This window comes from Streptomyces sp. NBC_00209 (assembly GCF_045206345.1).
In the GTDB taxonomy this organism is placed as follows: Bacteria; Actinomycetota; Actinomycetes; order Streptomycetales; family Streptomycetaceae; genus Streptomyces.
Genome location: NZ_CP108121.1, coordinates 2,381,283 through 2,401,932, shown reverse-complemented (window position 1 = coordinate 2,401,932; position 20,650 = coordinate 2,381,283). Strand labels below are relative to the sequence as shown.

The 20,650-nt window shown below is 70.6% G+C and carries 15 protein-coding genes; 7 read left to right on the top strand and 8 right to left on the bottom strand.

The genetic code is table 11. The annotated features are described in order from the left end of the window. Positions 1 to 93: 93 nt before the first annotated feature. The 3 genes from OG867_RS10405 to OG867_RS10395 all read left to right on the top strand — a co-directional run bounded on the left by OG867_RS10405 (position 94) and on the right by OG867_RS10395 (position 4,021). Positions 94 to 1,416 (top strand): PhoH family protein, encoded by a 1,323-nt coding sequence (locus OG867_RS10405; protein WP_328902050.1) that lies wholly within the window; start codon positions 94 to 96, stop codon positions 1,414 to 1,416. A 390-nt stretch (positions 1,417 to 1,806) separates the two neighbouring features. Beyond that, positions 1,807 to 2,508, top strand: coding sequence for a transglycosylase SLT domain-containing protein (locus tag OG867_RS10400; RefSeq protein ID WP_328902051.1), 702 nt, complete (start codon positions 1,807 to 1,809; stop codon positions 2,506 to 2,508). A 130-nt stretch (positions 2,509 to 2,638) separates the two neighbouring features. After that, a complete protein-coding gene (locus tag OG867_RS10395) occupies positions 2,639 to 4,021 on the top strand; it encodes an AI-2E family transporter (RefSeq protein WP_328902052.1) in 1,383 nt (460 codons plus the stop codon). Positions 4,022 to 4,097: 76 nt separating this feature from the next. Here OG867_RS10395 and OG867_RS10390 read toward each other — a convergent pair whose 3' ends face one another. Then, on the bottom strand, positions 4,098 to 4,631 hold the full coding sequence (locus OG867_RS10390) for an alkyl hydroperoxide reductase (RefSeq protein ID WP_328902053.1): 534 nt from the start codon (positions 4,629 to 4,631) through the stop codon (positions 4,098 to 4,100). Between the two features lie 12 nt (positions 4,632 to 4,643). After that, on the bottom strand, positions 4,644 to 5,198 hold the full coding sequence (locus OG867_RS10385; protein ID WP_014154322.1) for a peroxiredoxin: 555 nt from the start codon (positions 5,196 to 5,198) through the stop codon (positions 4,644 to 4,646). A gap of 132 nt (positions 5,199 to 5,330) precedes the next feature. On the opposite strand from OG867_RS10385, the gene OG867_RS10380 reads away from it, so the two are divergent. Then, entirely contained in the window at positions 5,331 to 6,293 is a 963-nt protein-coding gene (locus tag OG867_RS10380) for a hydrogen peroxide-inducible genes activator (RefSeq protein WP_328902054.1), read from the top strand. Between the two features lie 45 nt (positions 6,294 to 6,338). Here OG867_RS10380 and OG867_RS10375 read toward each other — a convergent pair whose 3' ends face one another. From OG867_RS10375 to OG867_RS10355, 5 genes are all read right to left on the bottom strand, one after another. Beyond that, positions 6,339 to 8,735 (bottom strand): ABC transporter permease, encoded by a 2,397-nt coding sequence (locus tag OG867_RS10375; RefSeq protein WP_406284475.1) that lies wholly within the window; start codon positions 8,733 to 8,735, stop codon positions 6,339 to 6,341. Further along, a complete protein-coding gene (locus OG867_RS10370; protein ID WP_018100930.1) occupies positions 8,732 to 9,418 on the bottom strand; it encodes an ABC transporter ATP-binding protein in 687 nt (228 codons plus the stop codon). Before OG867_RS10370 ends, OG867_RS10375 begins: the two co-directional genes overlap by 4 nt. Further along, positions 9,415 to 9,939 carry a PadR family transcriptional regulator gene (locus OG867_RS10365; RefSeq protein ID WP_406284473.1) on the bottom strand — a complete coding sequence of 175 codons (525 nt, stop codon included), beginning with the start codon at positions 9,937 to 9,939 and terminating at the stop codon, positions 9,415 to 9,417. Before OG867_RS10365 ends, OG867_RS10370 begins: the two co-directional genes overlap by 4 nt. Before the next feature lie 103 nt (positions 9,940 to 10,042). Beyond that, positions 10,043 to 10,309 (bottom strand): hypothetical protein, encoded by a 267-nt coding sequence (locus OG867_RS10360; RefSeq protein WP_406284472.1) that lies wholly within the window; start codon positions 10,307 to 10,309, stop codon positions 10,043 to 10,045. Then, positions 10,306 to 11,277, bottom strand: coding sequence for an SPFH domain-containing protein (locus tag OG867_RS10355; protein WP_328902058.1), 972 nt, complete (start codon positions 11,275 to 11,277; stop codon positions 10,306 to 10,308). Before OG867_RS10355 ends, OG867_RS10360 begins: the two co-directional genes overlap by 4 nt. 227 nt (positions 11,278 to 11,504) lie before the next feature. On the opposite strand from OG867_RS10355, the gene OG867_RS10350 reads away from it, so the two are divergent. The 3 genes from OG867_RS10350 to OG867_RS10340 all read left to right on the top strand — a co-directional run bounded on the left by OG867_RS10350 (position 11,505) and on the right by OG867_RS10340 (position 18,735). Continuing rightward, the gene (locus OG867_RS10350) at positions 11,505 to 13,787 is read left to right on the top strand and encodes a transglycosylase domain-containing protein (protein WP_406284469.1); all 2,283 of its coding nucleotides are present in this window, start codon (positions 11,505 to 11,507) and stop codon (positions 13,785 to 13,787) included. Positions 13,788 to 13,990: 203 nt separating this feature from the next. Then, positions 13,991 to 17,971 carry an SGNH/GDSL hydrolase family protein gene (locus OG867_RS10345; RefSeq protein ID WP_406284467.1) on the top strand — a complete coding sequence of 1,327 codons (3,981 nt, stop codon included), beginning with the start codon at positions 13,991 to 13,993 and terminating at the stop codon, positions 17,969 to 17,971. Further along, complete coding sequence (locus OG867_RS10340; protein ID WP_406284465.1) at positions 17,971 to 18,735, top strand: hypothetical protein; 765 nt, start codon at positions 17,971 to 17,973, stop codon at positions 18,733 to 18,735. The genes OG867_RS10345 and OG867_RS10340 overlap by 1 nt, the downstream gene beginning before the upstream one ends. Positions 18,736 to 18,744: 9 nt before the next feature. Here OG867_RS10340 and OG867_RS10335 read toward each other — a convergent pair whose 3' ends face one another. Beyond that, on the bottom strand, positions 18,745 to 20,637 hold the full coding sequence (locus OG867_RS10335) for a SpoIIE family protein phosphatase (RefSeq protein WP_406284463.1): 1,893 nt from the start codon (positions 20,635 to 20,637) through the stop codon (positions 18,745 to 18,747). Positions 20,638 to 20,650 lie beyond the last annotated feature (13 nt).

Below are 20,650 nucleotides of genomic sequence, written 5' to 3'. Positions count from 1 at the left end.
GGTCGCCAACCAGGTGGGCGCCGATGACAAGCGGGATGCTCCGCGACGGCCCGCCGTCGCACGCCAGCCTCTTCCGAGGGGGTACGTCCTTCCGTGGTGACCAGCACAAAGCGCCGCCTGCCCGACAGGCGCACCTACGTTCTCGACACCAGCGTCCTGCTGGCCGATCCGAACGCCATGGCCCGCTTCGACGAGCACGAGGTCGTGCTCCCCGTCGTCGTGGTCACGGAACTGGAGGCCAAACGGCACCATCCGGAGCTCGGCTACTTCGCCCGCCAGGCCCTGCGCCTGCTGGACGACTTCCGGGTCCGCTACGGCCGGCTGGACGCGCCGATCCCCCTCGGGGACCTCGGCGGGACGCTCCGCGTCGAGCTCAACCACTCCGATCCCGGCGTCCTGCCCGCCGGCTACCGGTTGGGGGACAACGACTCACGGATCCTGGCGGTCGCGCGCAACCTCCAGGCCGAGGGGTACGACGTCACGGTCGTCTCCAAGGACCTCCCGCTGCGCATCAAGGCGTCATCGGTCGGCCTCCTCGCCGAGGAGTACCGGGCGGAGCTGGCGATCACCGACTCCGGCTGGACGGGGATGGCCGAACTGTCCCTCGCCGCCGACCAGGTGGACCTGCTCTTCGCCGAGGAGACGCTGTACGTCCCCGAGGCCGCCGAGCTGCCCGTGCACACCGGCCTGGTCCTCCAGTCCGAACGCGGCAAGGCGCTCGGCCGGGTCACGCCCGAGGGCGATGTGCGGCTCGTCCGCGGCGAACGGGAGGCGTTCGGCATCCACGGCCGCAGCGCCGAACAGCGCATCGCCCTGGACCTGCTGCTCGACCAGGAGGTCGGCATCGTCTCGCTGGGCGGCCGGGCCGGCACCGGAAAGTCGGCGCTGGCGCTCTGCGCGGGGCTCGAAGCGGTGCTGGAGCGCGGGCAGCACAAGAAGGTGATGGTCTTCCGCCCGCTGTACGCGGTGGGCGGGCAGGAGCTCGGCTATCTCCCCGGCAGCGAGGCCGAGAAGATGAGCCCCTGGGCGCAGGCCGTCTTCGACACCCTCTCGGCCGTCTCCGGGCGCGAGGTCATCGAGGAGGTGCTGGGGCGCGGGATGCTGGAGATCCTGCCGCTCACCCATATCCGGGGCCGTTCCCTGCACGACGCCTTCGTGATCGTGGACGAGGCCCAGTCGCTCGAACGGAACGTCCTGCTGACCGTGTTGTCCAGGATCGGCACGAATTCCCGGGTCGTCCTCACCCATGACGTGGCCCAGCGGGACAATCTCAGGGTCGGCCGTTACGACGGTGTGGTCGCCGTGGTCGAGAAGCTGAAGGGGCACCCGCTCTTCGCTCATGTGACGCTCACGCGTTCGGAGCGTTCCCGCATCGCCGCACTGGTGACCGAAATGCTGGAGGAAGGTCAGATCTGATACGGGTTGGGACGTTGACGCCGCCCGGCGGGCCAAGCAGCCTAGCCGGGCGGTGGCGTGTTCCGGCGCCTTTTCCGTCATTCAGGTCCGCCAAACGAGGTGTGACCTTTCACACGCAACGGAGAATTGCTTCCCCCGGTCCCGTTCCGGCAGAGTCTTGCTTCCGTCAGGCCCCGCATACGGCACACCGGCACCTCCAGAGGCGCCACGCACCACACAACTCAACAACCGCCGTCCGTATGCCGCCCGCGAGTACCACGCGGCGCTCCCTCAGGGGAGTCGCCCACCGGGCCCGTGCCTTCCCGTGACCCAAGCAGTAGGGAGGCCAGTGCCAGGGGCACGATTGCGCCCGCGAGGTCACCTAAGCGGGCGATGCTGGAAGGACACCGTGTGAGCCGGATTTCGGTCCGGGGGTTCGCCGTGGCATCCGCCACCGCGGTCACCACCGTAGGCGCCGTCGTAGGCGTTGCATCGGGCAGCACTCCTGCTGCCGACGACAACAACTTCGAGGCGACCGCAGCCGACACCACGCTGCTCGCAGACATCCCCGCGGGCCAGCAGGCCCAGGTGCAGACCGCTTCGCTGACGCAGCAGGCCGACGCCCAGGCGTCCGCGGCCGACGCCGCGGCGAAGAAGTCCGCGGAGGAGACCGCGCGGGTCCAGGCCGCCAAGGACGCGAAGTCCAAGAAGCAGGCCGCCGAGGACCGGCTGGAGCGCGAGCGCCAGGAGAAGAAGGACCGCGAGGAGCGCGCAAGCCGCTCCGAGGTCCGCTCCACGTCGTTCGCCGTGCAGAGCTCGTACAGCGTCGCCGAGGTCCAGGCCATGGCGCGGCAGATCGTGCCGGCCGACCAGTTCCAGTGCTTCAGCAACATCGTGAACCACGAGTCGAGCTGGAACTACCGGGCGAGCAACCCCGGTTCGGGCGCCTACGGTCTCGTACAGGCCCTTCCCGGCTCCAAGATGGCTTCGGCCGGTGCCGACTGGATGACCAACCCGGCCACCCAGATCAAGTGGGGCCTCAGCTACATGGACGGCCGCTACAAGAGCCCCTGCGGTGCCTGGTCCTTCTGGCAGGCCAACCACTGGTACTAGAACCAGGGTTCACAGCTCAACCTCGTGAAGCCCCCCGCCGTCCTACGGCGGGGGGCTTCACGCGTGTACGGTCGTGCGGAACGCTCCCGGGGGAGCGGTGGGGAGAGCGGACGGGGGTAGAGGAAGCGTTATGTCGAAACTGCCGGGGTGGCTCGGACAAGTGGGTGCTGAGCTGAGCAGGCTGGGCGAGCGCCTTGACGAACGACGGGCCGAGACGGAGGCCGACGACCCCCTGCTCGCCGAAGCGGACCCGCACGCGCGGGTCCCGGCGGGGTCGGGGGAGGACGAAGCGGCCCACGTCGACCAGGTGCCCGCCCCGCCCACCTACGCGCCCAGCGTGGCCGCGCGGCCCGATCCGGTCGCGGCGATCCCCTGGGGGATGAGGGTCGCGGCCGAGGCGGGCTGGCGGCTGCTGGTGCTGGCGGGGACCCTGTGGGTGCTGATGCGGGTCATCAGCGCCGTGCAGCTGGTCGTGCTGGCGTTCGTCGCCGCGCTGCTCGTCACCGCGCTGCTCCAGCCGACCGTGGCCCGGCTGCGGCGCCACGGGCTGCCGAGGGGCCTGGCGACGGCCGTCACCGCGATCTCCGGCTTCGTCATCATGGGCCTGGTCGGCTGGTTCGTGGTGTGGCAGGTCATGGACAACATCGACACCCTGTCCGACAAGGTGACCAAGGGGATCGACGACCTCAAGAACTGGCTGCTGGACAGCCCGTTCCATGTGACCGACAAACAGATCAACGACATCGCCAAGAACCTCAGCGACACCGTCGGCACCAACACCGAGGCGATCACCACCGCGGGACTCCAGGGCGTCACCGTGGTCGTGGAGTTCATGACCGGCGCGCTGCTCGCGATGTTCTCGACGCTCTTCCTGCTCTACGACGGCGCGCGCATCTGGCAGTGGGTGCTCAAGCTGGTGCCCGCGCAGGCGAGGCCCGGGGTCGCCGGGGCCGGGCCGCGCGCCTGGCGGACGCTGACCGCCTATGTGCGCGGCACGGTCATCGTGGCCCTGATCGACGCGATCTTCATCGGGCTCGGGATCTACTTCCTCAACGTGCCGATGGCGGTGCCGCTGGCCGTCTTCATCTTCCTGTTCGCCTTCATCCCGCTCGTCGGCGCGGTGGTCTCCGGGGCGCTGGCGGTGGTCGTCGCGCTGGTCACGGAGGGTGTGTTCACCGCGCTGATGGTGCTGGCCGTGGTCCTCGCGGTGCAGCAGATCGAGGGCCACGTCCTCCAGCCGTTCATCCTGGGCCGGGCGGTGCGGGTGCACCCGCTGGCCGTGGTGCTCTCGGTCGCGGCGGGCGGCATGATCGCCGGGATCGGCGGTGCGGTGGTGGCGGTGCCGCTGGTCGCGGTGACCAACACGGTGGTCGGCTATCTGCGCAGTTACGGGCAGGAGGAGTCGCGCCGCCACTCGCCGCCCCCGCACGGGTCGACCGCGCTGGACGCGGCGCCGGCCTCCGGTGCCCCGCCGGAGAAGGGCGGGGAAGAGCCGTCACCGGACGTCTCGTAGCGCGTACGCACAGGAAGAAGGGCCCCTCGGACGGTCGGTCGTCCTCGGGGCCCTTCTCGTATTCAGGGTACGGTGCCTACTCGGCGAGTACAGCCTCGGCGTCGAGAGTCACACCCACCGCCTGGATCACCGAGGCGATCTTGACGGCTTCCTGGATGGTCTCACGGTCCACGCCGGCCTTGCGGAGCACCTGCTCGTGCGAGTCCAGGCACTGGCCGCAGCCGTTGATCGCGGAGACGGCGAGCGACCACAGCTCGAAGTCGACCTTCTCCACGCCAGGCTTGCCGATGACGTTCATCCGCAGACCCGCGCGCAGGTTCCCGTACTCGGGGTCCGAGAGCAGGTGGCGGGTGCGGTAGAAGACGTTGTTCATCGCCATGATGGCGGCGGCCGACTTCGCGGCGGTGTACGCCTCCGCGGAGAGGTTCGCCTTCGCCTCCGGCTCCAGCTCGCGCAGCACCTTCGGCGAGCGCGAGGCGATCGCGCAGGCCAGGACGGTGCCCCAGAGCTGCTGCTGCGGGAGCTCGCTGTTGCCGATGACCGAACCGAGGTTCAGCTTCAGGTCCTTGGCGAAGTCGGGTAGGGCGGACTTCAGTTCATCGAGAGCCATGTCGGTGTCAGCTCACTCGCCCGAGAGGAGCGCGACCGGGTCCAGGGTGTTCTCGCCCTTGGTCCAGTTGCACGGGCACAGCTCGTCGGTCTGCAGGGCGTCGAGGACCCGCAGGACCTCCTTGGGGTTACGGCCCACGGAACCGGCGGTCACCATCGTGAACTGGATCTCGTTGTTCTGGTCCACGATGAAGACGGCGCGCTGCGCGAAGCCGTCCTCGCCCTCGATGCCGAGGTCGCGCATCAGCTCGTGCTTCGAGTCGGCCAGCATCGGGAAGGGCAGGTCGGTCAGGTCCGGGTGGTCCTTGCGCCAGGCGTGGTGCACGAACTCGGAGTCGCCGGAGAAGCCGAGGACCTGGGCGTCACGGTCGGCGAACTCGTCGTTCAGCTTCCCGAAGGCGGCGATCTCGGTGGGGCACACGAAGGTGAAGTCCTTCGGCCACGCGAAGACGATCTTCCACTGACCCTCGTAGGTCTTGTGGTTGATCTGCTCGAACTCCTTGCCGCTCTCCAGCGACACGCAGGCGGTCAGATCGAACTCGGGGAACTTGTCACCGACAGTGAGCACGCGCTCTCCTTGCAGCGTAGGTTCTCCCCTTTTGAGGGAGTTCCTGGGGGTTGGACGATCTCCACCATGGCACAGAGTGCATTGATCGCGGAAATAGCTACACTCGGTCGCGATGATCGGAGGTGCCTATCAGTGGCGCAGAGCAATCCGGGCAACCGGCCCAAACAGCCCAGTCTCTCGCAGCTGCGCGCCTTCGCCGCCGTCGCCGAACATCTGCACTTCCGGGACGCGGCGGCCGCAATCGGGATGAGTCAGCCCGCGCTCTCCGGGGCCGTGTCCGCGCTGGAGGAGGCACTGGGTGCCCAGCTCATCGAGCGTACGACGCGCAAGGTGCTGCTCTCGCCCGCCGGGGAACGGCTCGCGGTGCGGGCGCGCGTCGTGCTCGACGCCGTCGGCGAGCTCCTGGAGGAGGCCGAGGCGGTCCGCGCCCCCTTCACCGGAGTGCTCAGGCTCGGCGTGATCCCGACCGTCGCCCCGTATCTGCTGCCGGCCGTGCTGCGGCTGGTCCACGAGCGCTACCCGGCCCTCGACCTCCAGGTGCACGAGGAGCAGACCTCCTCGCTGATCGAGGGGCTGGGCGCCGGACGGCTCGACCTGCTGCTCCTCGCCGTGCCGCTCGGCGTCCCCGGGGTCAGCGAGCTCCCGCTCTTCGACGAGGACTTCGTGCTCGTCATGGACCGCGGCCACCCGCTCGGCGGGCGCGCCGACATCCCCCGCGACGCGCTCCGGAAGCTCCCGCTGCTCCTCCTGGACGAGGGGCACTGCCTGCGGGACCAGGCGCTCGACATCTGCCGCGAGGCCGGCCGTACGGAGGGCGCGCCGGTCACCACGACCGCGGCCGGGCTCTCCACACTGGTGCAGCTGGTGGCCGGGGGCCTCGGCGTGACGCTGCTGCCGCGCACCGCGGTCACCGTCGAGACCGCCCGCAACGAGGCGCTGACCACGGGGTATTTCGCGGACCCGGCCCCGACGCGGCGGGTGGCGCTGGCGATGCGGACCGGGGCGGCGCGGCGGGAGGAGTTCGAGGAGCTGGCGGCGGCGCTGCGCGAGACGATGCGGGCGCTGCCGGTACGCGTGACGGGCGGCCGGGCCTGATTCGTACAGCTGTACGAATCAGGCCCAGCCGCCCGCAGGGGAGGACTACTCGCTGCGCAGCCCGTCCGGTCGCATCATGCGCCACAGCGGCGGCAGGGACAGCAGCGTGACCAGCAGGATGAGCGCCCCGCCCGCCCCGGCCAGGGGGAGGAACACCAGCCAGTCATCGACCGACTTGCCGACCATCCAGCACAGCGCCGCGCCCAGCGAGAGACCGCCGGCCACCGCCACCGCGAGCCCGATGACCACCGGGAGCGCGGTCTGCCAGAGCACCGACCAGGCGAGTGTGGCCCGCCGGGTGCCGAAGGCGACCAGGACCGACAGCAGCCGCTTGCGCTCGCGCAGCTGCTCCAGCTGGGAGACCAGCATGGAGGCCGCGATCAGCAGCAGGGTGACCGTGGCACCGACCTGGAGGCCGGTCTGGACGCTGGCGTACTGGCGGTCGCGTGCGACGGACGTCAGGGTGACCAGGCGCATGCCGGGGTCGAGGCGGGCCGCCGTGTTGCGTACGTACTCGGCGGCGTCCGGGACGCTCTCGTCGATGCGGATCTGCGAGACGGTGATCGCGCCCGGCAGGTTGGTCGCGTCGATCGCCCCCGGGGTGACCATGATCCCCCAGCGGTCCTCGCCGATCGGGTCCTTGCGGCTGACGACGGTCTTCGCGTCGGCGGGCAGCGTCCAGCGCAGCTTCCTGCCGGTGCCCGACTCGAACTCGACCTCCTTGCCCTTGCGGGCGGTCTTGTCCATCCAGCCGGCCATGTCCTTGTCGTTCCTGGGGTGCACGACGAAGGAGTCGCCGTCCTTGCAGGAGCCGATGCGGGCGACCTCGCGCAGGGTGGCGCAGTCGCCGACGTTCAGCGACGTGGTGGGCTGCATCTCCCCGTCGGCGTACTTCCCGGGTTTGGTGACGTACGCCTCGACCATGCCGATGACCTGGGTGACGCCCTTGGTGGCGCGGAACTCGTCGATCGTCTCCACGGCGGCGTTGCCGCCGACCTTCTGCGACACGGCGTAGAACTGGGCGCGGGTGGGGTCCTGCCCGGTGGCCTTGTTGAAGTCGGCGTTCATCGAGGCGAACAACATCTGCACGGCCACCGCGCCGGCCACCGCCACGGTGACGCCGCTGACGGCCCGGGAGGCGGTTCCGCTGCTCAGCTGCAGCCTGCGGGTGGCGAGCTGCCAGGGCACCGGGCCGCCGCGCAGCCGGTTCACGCACGCCTCGACCAGCCACGGCAGCAGCAGGGCGAGTCCCAGGAGGACCAGGACCGCGCCGATGGTGATGGGGTACGGGTTGACGACCTCGTACTCGCCGGACTGGCCCTTGAGCGCGAGCAGGCCGAGCCCTGCGAGGGGGAGCGCCAGCCGCCACCACAGGCGGCGCTTGCGGGCGCGGTTGTTGCGTACGACCCCGAGCGGTTCGATGACCACGGAGCGCATCGCGGACAGCGTGACCAGCACCGCGGTCAGCGGGACGGCGACCGCGATGAGCAGGCAGAGCCGCAGGTCGGGGGCGAGGTCCGAGGGGAAGGCGCTGACGTCCCAGACCTCGATGTGGCTCACGAACTGCCGCCCCGCCAGGAAGAGGACGAGGCCGATGAGCACACCGAGCGCGGAGCCGAACAGGGCCTCGCCCGCCGCGATCCGCCGGGTCGACCTGATGTCCGTACCGACCAGGCGCAGCGCGGCCAGCCGGCGGTCGCGGCGGTCGCCGCCGAAGCGTACGGCGGTGGCGATGAAGATGGCGACGGGCGCGAGCAGCACCACGCAGACCATGATCACCAGCACCAGGAGCAGCGGGGCGAGCGGCGGGGTCGGTTCGGGCTCGCCGTATCCGGTGACGCGGTGGCCGCCCGCGGCCGGGGTCAGGGTGTCGCTGCCTGCGTAGAACATCAGCTCGTTGGGCGACCGCAGTCCGTCGTCCGCGATGGTGCCGGTGATCCTGTACGGGTAACGCTCCTTGAGCAGGGCGTTGGCCGGGTCGTTCAGCAGGTCCTTCAGGGCGGGGGAGACGGTCATCTCGCCGGCGGCGGGCATGGCGTCGATGCCCGGCGGGAGCACCGGGTGGCCGCCCTCCGCGCGCATCAGATAGCCGCTGATGCTGCGGTCGTGGAACTCGGTGTCGGCCGCGACCCGCAGGACCGAGGTGTCGGACTTCTTGGCCTGTGCGTCCGGGTTCTCGGAGATCTTGGTCTCGCTGCGGGCCGTGTCGCGGTCGTTGCGCGCGTCGAGCGCGTGCGGCACCGAGGCGGCGAGGAACAGCAGCGCGACGCCGAGGCCGACGCCGACGGCGGTGAGCATCGTGCGGGTCCAGCCCTCGCGCCCGCCGGAGGCGGCGAACCGGACGCCGAGGGCGAGGTCGCGCAGCCAGGGTGCGGTGCGGGAGGGGCGGGCCGGCGGAGCGGGCGCGGGGGCCGGGGTCCGCTTCTCGTCCAGGAGTGTCATACGGCGTGCTCCAGGTCACGGGCCCGGCCGTCGCGCACGGTGACGTCGCGGTCGGAGTAGGCGGCGACGCGGGCCTCGTGGGTCACCAGGACCACCGCGACGTTGGAGGAGCGGGCGGCGTCGGTGAGCAGCTGCATGACGCGCTCGCCGTTGAGGGAGTCCAGGGCGCCGGTCGGCTCGTCCGCGAAGATCACCTTCGGGGACGCGGCGAGCGCGCGGGCCACGGCGACGCGCTGGCCCTGGCCGCCGGAGACCTCGCCGGGGCGCTGGGCGCCGATGTCCTCGACCTCCAGGCGCTCCATCCAGGAGCGGGCGGTGCGCTCGGCGTCCTTGCGGCGGGTGCCGGCCAGGCGGAGCGGCAGGGCGACGTTCTCCACGCAGGTGAGCTCGGGCACGAGCTGGCCGAACTGGAAGACGAACCCGAAGTCGGTGCGGCGCAGGGCGCTGCGCTCCGCGTCGGACATGGCGGACAGCTCGCGGCCGTCGTAGGTGATGGTGCCGGAGTCCGGGGTGATGATTCCGGCGAGGCAGTGCAGCAGTGTGGACTTGCCGGAGCCGGAGGGGCCCATCACGGCGACGACCTCGCCGGGGTGGACGGAGAACGAGGCGCCGTCGAGCGCGGGGGTCGAGCCGTAGGTCTTGTGCAGGTCGTGCGCGGAGAGCAGGGAGCCGGCGGGGGTCACGGGGCCACCACTTTCTGGAGCTGGCCGAGGCGGGCGGCGGTGAGTTCCAGCCAGCGCAGATCGGCTTCGAGATGGAACAGGGCGTGGTCGCAGATCAGCTGATCGGCGAGGTCGCCCCGTCGCTTGCGGTCGGTGAGGATGCGCATCAGGCGCAGGTGCTCGGAGCGCTGGGCGTCCAGCACGTCGGCCGCGTCGCGGCCGGTGAGCATGGCCAGGACGACCTTGGTGTACAGGGTCGACTGGAGGTACGGCTCCGGCTTCTCGGGCTGCGCGAGCCAGGTGGCGACATCGGTGATGCCGGCGTCCGTGATCGCGTAGCGCTTGCGCTCGGGGCCGCCCCCGCTCTCCACGCCGTCGACCTCGACAAGGCCGTTCTTCAGCAGCCGGGACATGGTCGAGTAGACCTGCCCGTAGTGCAGGGGGCGGTCGTGCCCGAACTTCTCGTCAAACGCCCGCTTGAGGTCGTAACCGTGGCGTGGGCCGGACTCCAGGAGCCCGAGCAGGGTGTGGCCGATAGACATGCGGAGCACTCTACATGGTGTGTATACCTGCTGTGTATACGCGGGGAGTACAGTCGAACGGCGCACGTGAAAGGCCCGACCCTCGCGGGACGGGCCTCAGGTCCTACTCGTCGCCCGGCGGCTCCGGCGCGGGCTTCGGCGGGCGCCCCCGGCGGGGGATGGGGGCCGCGGCGCCCGGCAGCCGGCCCGCCTCGGCGAGCGCCCGGCGCAGCAGGAACTCGATCTGCGCGTTCGCGCTGCGCAGCTCGTCCGACGCCCAGCGGGCCAGCGCGTCGTGCACGGCGGGGTCCAGCCGCAGCAGCATCTGCTTGCGCTGCCGCGGCCGGGCACGGGGCGCTTCCCGCGCTTCCTCCGGGCTGTCCTCGGTCACTGGTAGAGCGTGCCCGTATTGAGGACCGGCTGGGCGGCGCGGTCACCGCACAGGACCACCATCAGATTGCTCACCATGGACGCCTTCCGCTCCGAGTCCAGCTCCACGATGTCCTGCTCGGCGATCCGGGTCAGCGCCATCTCGACCATGCCGACCGCGCCCTCGACGATCTGCTGCCGGGCCGCGACGACCGCGCCCGCCTGCTGGCGCTGGAGCATCGCGGAGGCGATCTCGGGGGCGTACGCGAGGTGGCTGAAACGCGACTCGATGATCCGCACGCCCGCCGCCTGCACCCGGGCGGTCAGCTCGACGGCCAGCTTCTCGGTGATCTCCTCGGCGTTGCCCCGCAGCGACAGGCCGCCCTCGTCGTGGGCGTCGTACGGGTACTCAAGGGCGATGTGCCGGACGGCGGACTCGGTCTGGGTGGCCACGAACTCCAGGAAGTCGTCCACCTCGAAGAGCGCCTGGGCGGTGTCCTCGACCTTCCACACGACGATCGCGGCGAGCTCGATCGGGTTGCCGTAGGCGTCGTTGACCTTGAGGACGGCGGTCTCGTGGTTGCGGACCCGGGTGGAGATCTTGCGGCTGGAGGTCAGCGGGTTCACCCAGCGCAGTCCGTCGGTGCGGATGGTGCCCACGTACCGGCCGAACAGCTGGATCACCCGCGCCTCGCCCGGTGCGACCATCTTCACACCGCCCATGCAGAAGAGCGAGGCGATGGCGAGCAGGACGCCCAGGATGCAGAGCGGGATGCCCACGGCGTTGTTCCCGCCGCTGCCGATCACGCCTCCGACGATGGCGAGCGCGATGCCGGCGATCACGCCGACCACGGTCAGCAGCAGGCCGAGGCCGCCGCCGATGCTGTGCGCCTTCATCTCGCGGACCTGCGGTTCCGGCATGTCCGGCGCGTCGGGGGCGAGCCCGGCGGGCGGCTGGGCAGCGGTGGTGGGGTCGTGCGGATCGGTCATGGTGGCCCCCGTCATGGTCAGCTAGCCGGTCGCTAGCAATGTGATTACACATTAACGGTTCTCGCAACCTTGTGCACCCCTCAGGAGTCGGTTCCATCGGAGACGGGTGCTGATTCTCACGTCCGTAAAACCTCGGATCGTCGGCTTTCCGGCCTTGCCAACGGTGTTAGCTGGCAGGTCCGGGCTGATTCGGCAGAGCAGAGCAGAGAAACGGGAGCGACCAAGCGATGGGTCGAGCGGAAGCGCGACGAGCCCAGCGGCGGGCTGCGAAGAGCGGCGGCATACGCAGGCTCTTCACCTGGCGCAAACTACTGGGCACCGCCCTCGGGGTGATCCTGCTGGGCATGGGCGCCTTCGCCGTGCTCTACATGCTCGTGGACGTGCCGGAGGGCAACGCCAAGATGGAGTTGCAGTCGAACGTCTACAAGTACGCCGACGGCACCCTGCTCGCCAGGACCGGCGAGGTGAACCGCGAGGTCGTGAGCCTCGCGGAGGTGCCCAAGGAGGTGCAGGACACCTTCGTCGCCGCCGAGAACAAGTCCTTCTACGAGGACCACGGCGTCGACTTCAAGGGCACCGCGCGCGGCCTGCTCAACACCCTGTCCGGCAAGGGCAAGCAGGGTGGCTCGACCATCACGCAGCAGTACGTCAAGAACTACTACCTGGACCAGGACCAGACGGTCAGCCGGAAGCTCAAGGAGCTGGTCATCTCCCTGAAGCTGGACCAGAAGAAGACCAAGAAGGAAATCCTCGCCGGGTACATCAACACCAGCTACTACGGACGCGGCGCCTGGGGCATCCAGGCCGCCGCACAGGCGTACTACGGCGTGGACGCCAAGGACCTGAACGTCTCGCAGGGCGCCTACCTCGCCGCGCTGCTCCAGGCGCCGAGCCAGTACGACTGGGCGGTCGCCGGTCCGAACGGCAAGCGGCTGGTCAAGGCGCGCTGGGCGTACACGCTGGACAACATGGTCGAGGAGGGCTGGCTCGACTCCGCCAAGCGCCAGAAGCAGACGTTCCCGGTGCCGCACGAACCCAAGCCGCTGAACGGGACGGCCGGCCAGAAGGGCTACATCGTCCAGGCGGCCCGCGAGGCCGTGATCAAGCAGGCGGGCATCACCGAGGACCAGTTCGACCGCGGCGGCTGGACGATCACCGTCAACATCGACCAGAAGAAGCAGGCGCAGCTGGAGAAGTCGGTCGAGGCCAAGCTGCTCGACAAGCTGGACACCAAGAAGCGCAAGCTGGACAGGGACATCCAGGCGGGCGCCGCCTCGGTCGACCCGAAGACGGGCGCGGTCCTCGCGCTGTACGGCGGACGCGGCCAGAGCGAGCACTGGATCTCGAACGCCGGGCGCAGGGACTACCAGCCCGCCTCCACCTTCAAGCCGGTCATCCTCGCCTCCGCCCTCGACAACGAGTCGAAGACGCAGGACGACGAGAAGATCACCGCGAGCACCCGCTACGACGGCACCAGCAAGCGCCCGGTCGTCGGCGGCGACCGGTACTTCGCGCCGGAGAACGAGGACGACCACAACTACGGGCAGATCACGGTCCAGACCGCGATGAACGCGTCCGTCAACTCCGTCTTCGCGCAGATGGGCGTGGACGTCGGCATGGACAAGGTGCTGGCGACTGCGGGCAAGCTCGGCATGAACGTGAAGGACCTGGAAGCCGCACCCGCGATGACCCTCGGCTCCATGGGCGCGAGCCCGCTGGAGATGGCCGGGGTCTACGCCACGCTCGACAACCACGGCAGGCAGGTCACCCCGCAGATCGTGAAGAGCGCCGTGCACCAGGGCGACGCCCCGCTCGACCTGCCCGAGGCCGTCGGTGACCAGGTGGTCTCCCGCCAGGCGGCGGACTCCGTCACCTCCGTGCTGACCGGTGTGGTGGACGACGGTACGGCCCGCAAGGCGGTCCGCAACGCGGAGGGGCTCTCCGACACGGACATCGCCGGCAAGACCGGCACCTCCGACGACAACAAGTCGGCCTGGTTCACCGGATACACCTCCAACCTGGTCACCTCGGTCGGCCTGTTCGGCGAGGCCGCCTTCGACCGCACCGGCGACGACGGCAAGAAGATCAAGAAGAACGCGCAGGTGACCCTCCAGGGCGCCGGTGGCGGCGGACGCGTCAACGGTGGCGGCTTCCCCGCCGAGATCTGGGCCGACTACATGGGCCACTCGGTCGGCAAGGCCCGCGAGTTCGACCTCGACACGGACATGGGCGCCGCGGTCAGTCCGCCGCCCGTGACCCACTCGCCGAGCCCCAGCACCTCGCCCTCCGACGACCCCTCGCCCTCCCACTCGCCGTCCACCTCGCCGTCCTCCGAGCCCCCGCCGGCCAGCGAGTCCCCGCAGAGCTCCCCGCCCGCCTCGCCCTCGGGCGGCGCGACGAGCGAACCGCCCCCCAACCCGTCGACCGAACCGGGCCCGGACCCCTCGTCCACAGGGGAGCTCCCGGACCTCTCGGGGGACCGGCGACCGGACGACAGCGACGAGCGGTGACCGGCTGACCCGCGCGCCAAGGCCGATGAGGCCACAGGCCCGACCGCACCGACCATGTCGGTGACGTCACGGTCTGTCCTCATCGGCTTTGTCGTATCTACGCCATGTAACTCCGGTTCCCTGGAAGTTCCTTGTACGTGTCACCTAAGGTCGCCACGACCTGCCGTCATGGGCCGGCGTGGACGCAGACCAGGGGAGCACTCTTGAGAGCCGGAAGATCCGTCGGGGCGACCTCCATACCCGTGGTGCTGGCGGTCAGCTCCGTGCTGATCGGCGGTCTGGTCCAGGCCGCGCCCGCCGTCGCGGCACCACCCGTACCGAAGACCGCTCCGGCCCCGAGCAGTACCGCGCCCGCCCCTCCGGCACGGGTCGCCGACCCGGACCGGCAGCTCGGGAAGGGCTGGAAGAGCTCCAAGGACCGGGCCGTGGTCGCGGCGGCCGACACCGACGGCCTCCACATCCTGGTCGCCGACAGCGCGGACGCCTACACGTGGAAGACGGCGGCCAGGCTGTCCGAGCCCGGCATGCCCGCGGACTCGTGGATCGGCAACGCCTGCGTCATGGACCGATCCCATGCCGCGGTCGCCTACGCGCCCAGGGCCTTCACGAACAAGCCGGACCTGATGCAGGGTGGCGCCTTCACCGCGATCGTGGACCTGGACACCGGCCGCGTGACGAAGCTGCCGTTCACGGCGTCACTGGCCTACTTCGACCCCACGTGCAACACCGCGAGGGGGACGGCCGCGTTCACCGCGTACCGCGGGATGAACGACGTGCGCACCATGAAGACGCGCCTGGTCACCGTGAACACGTCCGGGAAGACGCTCGACGAGGCCACCCTCGACGGGCAGTTCACCAGTGCGGTACCGGCCGAGGGAGGCACGCTCGCCGGACGGGGGCACGGGCTGGTCCGCGTGGACCATGCGGGCAAGGTGACCACGCTGGCCACCGCGGACAGCGTCCCGTTCGACATCCGGCCCGCCAAGGACGGCCGGATCGCGTTCGTGGACCGCAAGGGCACCTCCGTGTCCCAGGCCAAGGTGTTCACCGGCCGGGGGAAGCCGGACGTCCTTGCCACGGGGAAGGTCGGTGACCTCGAACTCCTGCCGGGCGACGCGGGACGCGTGTTCCTCACCGGTCGTCCTTCCGGCGAGCCCCGTATCGCGGGGAGCGGTGTGACCGCGCTCGACGCGCCCGCCGACACGACGGTCTCCGGCCTGGGCCGGCTCGCCGTCGACCCGGTGCTCACCCCGGGGGTGCAGGCGGGTCTGGAACGGATCAGGAACACGGGCCGCGGGTTCACCAAGGCCGAGCCCGCCCCGCAGCCTCCGGCCGGGGAGGAGGCGGCCGAGCCGACGACCGTCACCTCGACGGCCGTCACCACCGGGAAGAAGCTGACGCAGAGCGTCCTCCCCGCTGCGGCCGACGCCGCATCGGCGGCCGTTCTCTCGCCGGCTCTGGCCGACCGGACCAGGGCCGCGGCGAAGACCACGTCCTCCGCGCTCACCGCGACGGCCGCGGCCGCTTCCACCACGCCGACCGACCCCGACCGCTGGTGTTCCGTCTCCCGCAACGATGTGAACGCCCAGGCCCTGCAGCCGACCCCGAACCAGGTCGAGTGGGCCGTGGACATGGCCGTGCGCGGCGAGCTGCGCTCGCAGTGGCTCACCACCGGCGGCTGGCGCAACCAGTACGGTCTCGGCGTCGTGGACCCCCAGGGCCTCTTCCCCAAGCCGAAGCTGGGCGATTCCACGACCGCCCGCATCCCCGCCAACGTGATGCTCGGCATCCTGGCCCAGGAGTCGAACCTGTGGCAGGCCGAGTCCGGCGTCGTCCCCGGCCAGATGGGCAACCCGCTCGCGGCCGTCGACGGCTACTACGGGCATGACGCGTCCGGCACGACGGACGACTACTGGAAGGTCCACTGGGACGAGTCCGACTGCGGCTACGGAGTCGGGCAGATCACCGACGGCATGCGCCTGGCCGGCCACGAGAAGACCGGCGAGACCAGCCTGTCGCCGGAGAAGCAGAAGGCCGTCGCCCTCGACTACGCCGTGAACATCGCCGCGTCCGTGCAGATCCTCGCCGACAAGTGGAACGAGGTCCACACCGCCGGGCAGGAGGTCACCGTCAATGACGACGACCCCTCGAAGGTGGAGAACTGGTTCACCGCCGTCTGGAACTACAACCTCGGCTTCAACCCGCCCACCCCGCATTCCAGCGGTCCCTGGGGACTCGGCTGGTACAACAACCCGGCCAACCCGATCTACAAGAAGAGCTGGGGCCATCCCTTCATGGACACCAGCGTGGACGCCGACGCGAACCACGACGCGGCGCACCCGCAGGACTGGCCGTACGAGGAGAAGGTGATGGGCTGGTCCGCCTGGTCCATCGACACGGGCTACTCCTACAGCACGGACGGACGGCAGGACTGGCAGGGCGAATCCGGGTTCAGCTCCGCCGGCTTCTATCCCGCCTGGTGGGTCAGCAACGCGGAGCGCAGCAAGGTCTCCCCGGACCTGAGTGTCTTCTGCAACGCGTTCAACAACTGCGACTCCCTCAGCCCGCCGGACTGCGACACCGAGGCGTGCTACGCGCAGTACTGGTGGCACAAGGAGAACGCGACGTGGAAGGACGACTGCGCGACCAATTGCGGCCACGAGCACATCAAGTACGAGACGCTGCGCTCGGAACCGGGGCGCGGCTACCGTCTCAAGCACGGCACCCCCGTATGTGACGGCGCGCCGACCGGCTCCCTCGTGGTCGCCTCCGTACCGGACGGCACGCAGTCGTGGAACGACGATTGCGGGACGATCTCCTCCAAGGGCAGCTTCGCGTTCGGTTTCAACGCCGACTCCGACAGCCACTACGAGGCGAAGGCCGACCTCCATCAGGTCGGTGGCGGCTACGACGGCCACTTCTGGTACACCCACACCCGCAACTCGGCGCACCTCGGTGGCACCGGGCCCATGGCCATCACCGGTACCTGGACCCTGGGGCAGAGCCTCGGCTGGGCGCGCGTGTTCGTCCACCTGCCCGACACCGGTGCCCACACCCAGCAAGCCCACTACGTCGTCAAGGGCACCGACGACGGTGACCGGGACCGCTACGTGAACACCCACTACGGCACCAACACCTGGTTCGAACTCGGTACGTACCACTTCACCAGCACACCCCAGGTGGAACTGTCGAACACCACGGCCGACGGTACGGCCGACGACGACATCGCGTTCACCTCCATCGCGTTCCAGAAGCTCTCGGCCAAGCCGAAGCACATGGTCGTGGCGATGGGCGACTCCTACTCCTCCGGTGAGGGAGCCGGCAGCTACTCGCCCGAGTCCGACCGGGACCACGGCACCTCCCAGTGGAACGCCTGCCGTCGCAGTGCGAACTCCTGGGGCCGCAAGGTCGTCCTGCCCTTCAGCAGCAAGTCGATCGGCGCGCTCGCCGACGGCAACGACGCTTCGATGGACTTCCAGAACGTCTCGTGCTCCGGTGCGAAAACGTGGCAGCTGACATCCGGGGACCCCAATTCCTGGGGTTCGATGGGGAACTACCACGAGGTGACCCAGATCGACTCGGGTGTCCTCAGCAAGGACACGAGCCTGGTCATGCTGACCATCGGCGGCAACGACGGTGACAACTTCACCAACGCGGTCACCGACTGCTACATCACGGGCATCTGCGACGAGGACGACTTCACGGGCAAGGCACAGGACGCGGTCAAGGCCACCGAGACTCTCATCGGGGAGATCAGCGGAGCGGCGTACAACGCCCGGATCGTCCTCATGGGTTACCCGCACATCGTCGCCGACGACCCCTGCACCACGGGGAACTACGACGTGCTGAACAACCTGGCCGACTACATGCGCGACGAGCAGAAGACCATGGTCGAGGGCCTGGCCACGAAGGGCTACAAGGTCACGTTCGCCGACGCGATCCCGGCCTTCCACGGCCATGCGGTGTGCGACGGCGACCCGTACATCCACGACATCGTCGCCGGACCGAACGGCGACGGGGACTTCCACAGCGGGGACGACGCGACTCCGACCTGGTGCATTCCCTGGCCCGGGGACGACATCTGCGCGAGCCTTGAGTCCTTCCACCCGAACGGCTCGGGAACGTCGAAGTACGCGCAGGTCATGGACCAGACCCTGGCCGACATCGGATACACGGGGAGCTGATGGCCGGGATTTCCAGCGGTCCGGTGGTGGCGGGGCGGCGGTCTCGTCGTCGCGCCACCACCGGCTGTCTCCTGCTGCTGATGGTCCCGGCCGCGTTGCTCGCGTACTTCTGGTACGCGGCCTGGCACGCGGACCGGGTGAACGAGCGGCGGGAGGAGGCGGCCGCGGCCTCCGTTCTGGCGCAGGCCCGGCGGGCCTCGGACGGCACGGTCCGGGCGCTGTCGGCCTCGCGGTCCACCGCCCCCGACGCGCTGGTCGGCGTCATCCGGCGGCATACGCACGCCCCGGTCATCGCGTACGACCCGGAGCACGGGACCTACACCGCCACCGCCGCCTTCTCGTCGGACCACGACGAGAAGGGGGTCCTGCTCGGCGCCGGGCCCGTCAGGACGGAACGCTGCTTCACCCTGACGTTCGCGCGGAAGGCACCCGCCACGACGTGGACGGCGAAGCGGGCCGAACGGGACGACAGCGCGTGCCGGAGCGGCCGGCTGATCGACTTCGACGTGACGCTCGCACGGAAGCGGCTGGCGAACATGACCGGTCAGGTGACCCCGGCGGAGGCGGCACGGGTCCTCGACCCCGCGCACCGGAAGCGCCCGTACTCCGTCACGAAGGTCGGGCGGTCCGGCGACGCGGACGTCATCACGGTGCTCGTCCGGGAGAGCGTCGGCGGCGCAGCCGTACAGCAGTGCTACGCCTTCACCCGCGGCCCCGGGACGGACGCCGCTCCGGTGACCGCGGTCCCGGTGGCCACCTGCTGAACCGGCGGGTCACCGCCCCCCGGTCGGCATCTCGAACCACACCACCTTGCCCGTCGACAGGCGCGTCGCGCCCCAGCGGCGGGCCAGGCGGTTGACCAGGAACAGGCCGCGCCCGTTCTCGTCCATGTCCTTGGCGCGGCGCTGCCGGGGGAGCTGCGGGGAGTCGTCGCCGACCTCGCAGCGCAGCGTTTCGGTGCGCAGCAGCCGCAGGGTCACCGGGCGCTCCGCGTACCGCACGGCGTTGGTGACCACCTCGCTGATCAGGAGCTCCACCGAGTCCGACAGGTCGTCCAGGCCCCACCGGCCGAGCGCCCTGCGCGCCAGCCTGCGGGCCCGGCCGGGGGCGGAGTCGTCCGGGTCCAGGAACCAGTAGGCGACGTCGCTCGGCGCGATCCCGTCGAAGCGGGCGGCCAGCAGCGCGATGTCGTCGTCGCGGTCACCGGGGCCCAGCATGTCCAGCACGTCGTCGCACAGGGCCTCCAGCGGCGGCGAGTGGTCCGGGCCGGTCAGCCGGGCGGTCGCGGCGAGCCGTTCCCGCAGCAGCTCGATGCCCGTCCACACGTCCCGCAGCCGTGACTCGACCAGCCCGTCGGTGTACAGCAGCAGCGTCGCACCGGCCGGGGCGTCCAGCTCGACGGCCTCGAAGTCCACCCCGCCGACGCCGATCGGGGCGCCCGGGGGCACCCGAAGCACCTCGGCGCGGCCGCCCAGGTGGAGCAGGACGGGCGGCGGGTGGCCCGCGTTGGCGACGGTGATGCGGTGCGCGACGGGGTCGTACACCGCGTAGAGGCAGGTGGCCATGCGGTCGCTGCCGAGGCGCTGCGCCTGCTCGTCCAGATGGTGCAGGACCTCCTGCGGGGGCAGGTCGAGCCCGGCCAGGGTCTGCGCGGTGGTCCGGAGCTGGCCCATGATCGCGGCGGAGGTCATGGAGTGGCCCATGACGTCCCCGACGACCAGGGCGACCCGGCTGCCGGGCAGCGGGATCGCGTCGTACCAGTCGCCGCCGACCCGGGCCGTCTCGGCGGCCGGGAGGTAGCGCGAGGCGAGTTTCACGCCGGTCGGCTGGGGAAGCGAGTCGGGCAGCATTGTGCGCTGGAGCTCGTCCGCGATGTACGCCTCGCGCCCGTAGAGCACCGCCTTGTCGATGCCGAGGGCGGTGTGCGTCGCCAGCTGGGCGGCGACCAGGAGGTCGTTGGCCTCGAAGGCCGGGCGTTCGGCGCCGCGCAGGAAGACCGCCGCCCCGATCACCCGCCGCCGGCCGCGCAGCGGGGCCAGGATCACCCGGTGGCCGGACGGCACCGTGCGGTCGGCGCCCAGCAGTTCGGGCAGCGCGACCCGGGCCGCCGCGGAGTCGCCGAAGACCGGCCGCACCCCGCGCAGCACCTCGGCGAGAGCGCTTCCCGCACGGACCTCGCACAGCTCGGCGGCGGGCATCAGGTCGGCCTGCGGGTCGACGGCGGGCAGCCGCAGCCGCTCCGTCTCCGACAGGCTCTCGGTCTCCTCGTCGGTCAGCCGCAGCCGGTCCGAGCGGCGCAGCCGCAGCACGAACGGGTTGACCGGCCGCTCGTCGCCGACGGGCAGCGGGTCGCGGAGGTAGACGAGTATGGCGTCGGAGAACGTCGGCACGCTGGCCCGGCACAGCCCGAGCACGATCTCGTCCAGGTCGATGCCCCGGGCGATCCGCCGGGTCGCGGCCCCCACGAAGCGCAGCCGGTCGCCCTCGCGCCGCGTCGCCGCCTGTGGATCGGGGGCCGCGCCCGCGGGGCCCTTGGTGGGTGCCGGGATCGCCGTGGCGGCAGCGGCGGCCGCCACGGCGGCGTCCCGCTGCCGCGGCCGGGTGCGTTCCTGCGGCCGGGCGGCGAGAGGCTGCCGGCCTTCGTGGGAGGTGGGATGCTCCGTCACGCGTGGGATTCCG

What these genes read in the sequence shown, in the direction of transcription:
- OG867_RS10365 (WP_406284473.1), bottom strand. Translation starts at nt 9,939, where the DNA reads ATGTCTATCGGCCACACCCTGCTCGGGCTCCTGGAGTCCGGCCCACGC.
- OG867_RS10350 (WP_406284469.1), top strand. Translation starts at nt 11,505, where the DNA reads ATGGGTCGAGCGGAAGCGCGACGAGCCCAGCGGCGGGCTGCGAAGAGC.
- OG867_RS10390 (WP_328902053.1), bottom strand. Translation starts at nt 4,631, where the DNA reads ATGGCTCTCGATGAACTGAAGTCCGCCCTACCCGACTTCGCCAAGGAC.
- OG867_RS10395 (WP_328902052.1), top strand. Translation starts at nt 2,639, where the DNA reads ATGTCGAAACTGCCGGGGTGGCTCGGACAAGTGGGTGCTGAGCTGAGC.
- OG867_RS10375 (WP_406284475.1), bottom strand. Translation starts at nt 8,735, where the DNA reads ATGACACTCCTGGACGAGAAGCGGACCCCGGCCCCCGCGCCCGCTCCG.
- OG867_RS10340 (WP_406284465.1), top strand. Translation starts at nt 17,971, where the DNA reads ATGGCCGGGATTTCCAGCGGTCCGGTGGTGGCGGGGCGGCGGTCTCGT.
- OG867_RS10355 (WP_328902058.1), bottom strand. Translation starts at nt 11,277, where the DNA reads ATGACCGATCCGCACGACCCCACCACCGCTGCCCAGCCGCCCGCCGGG.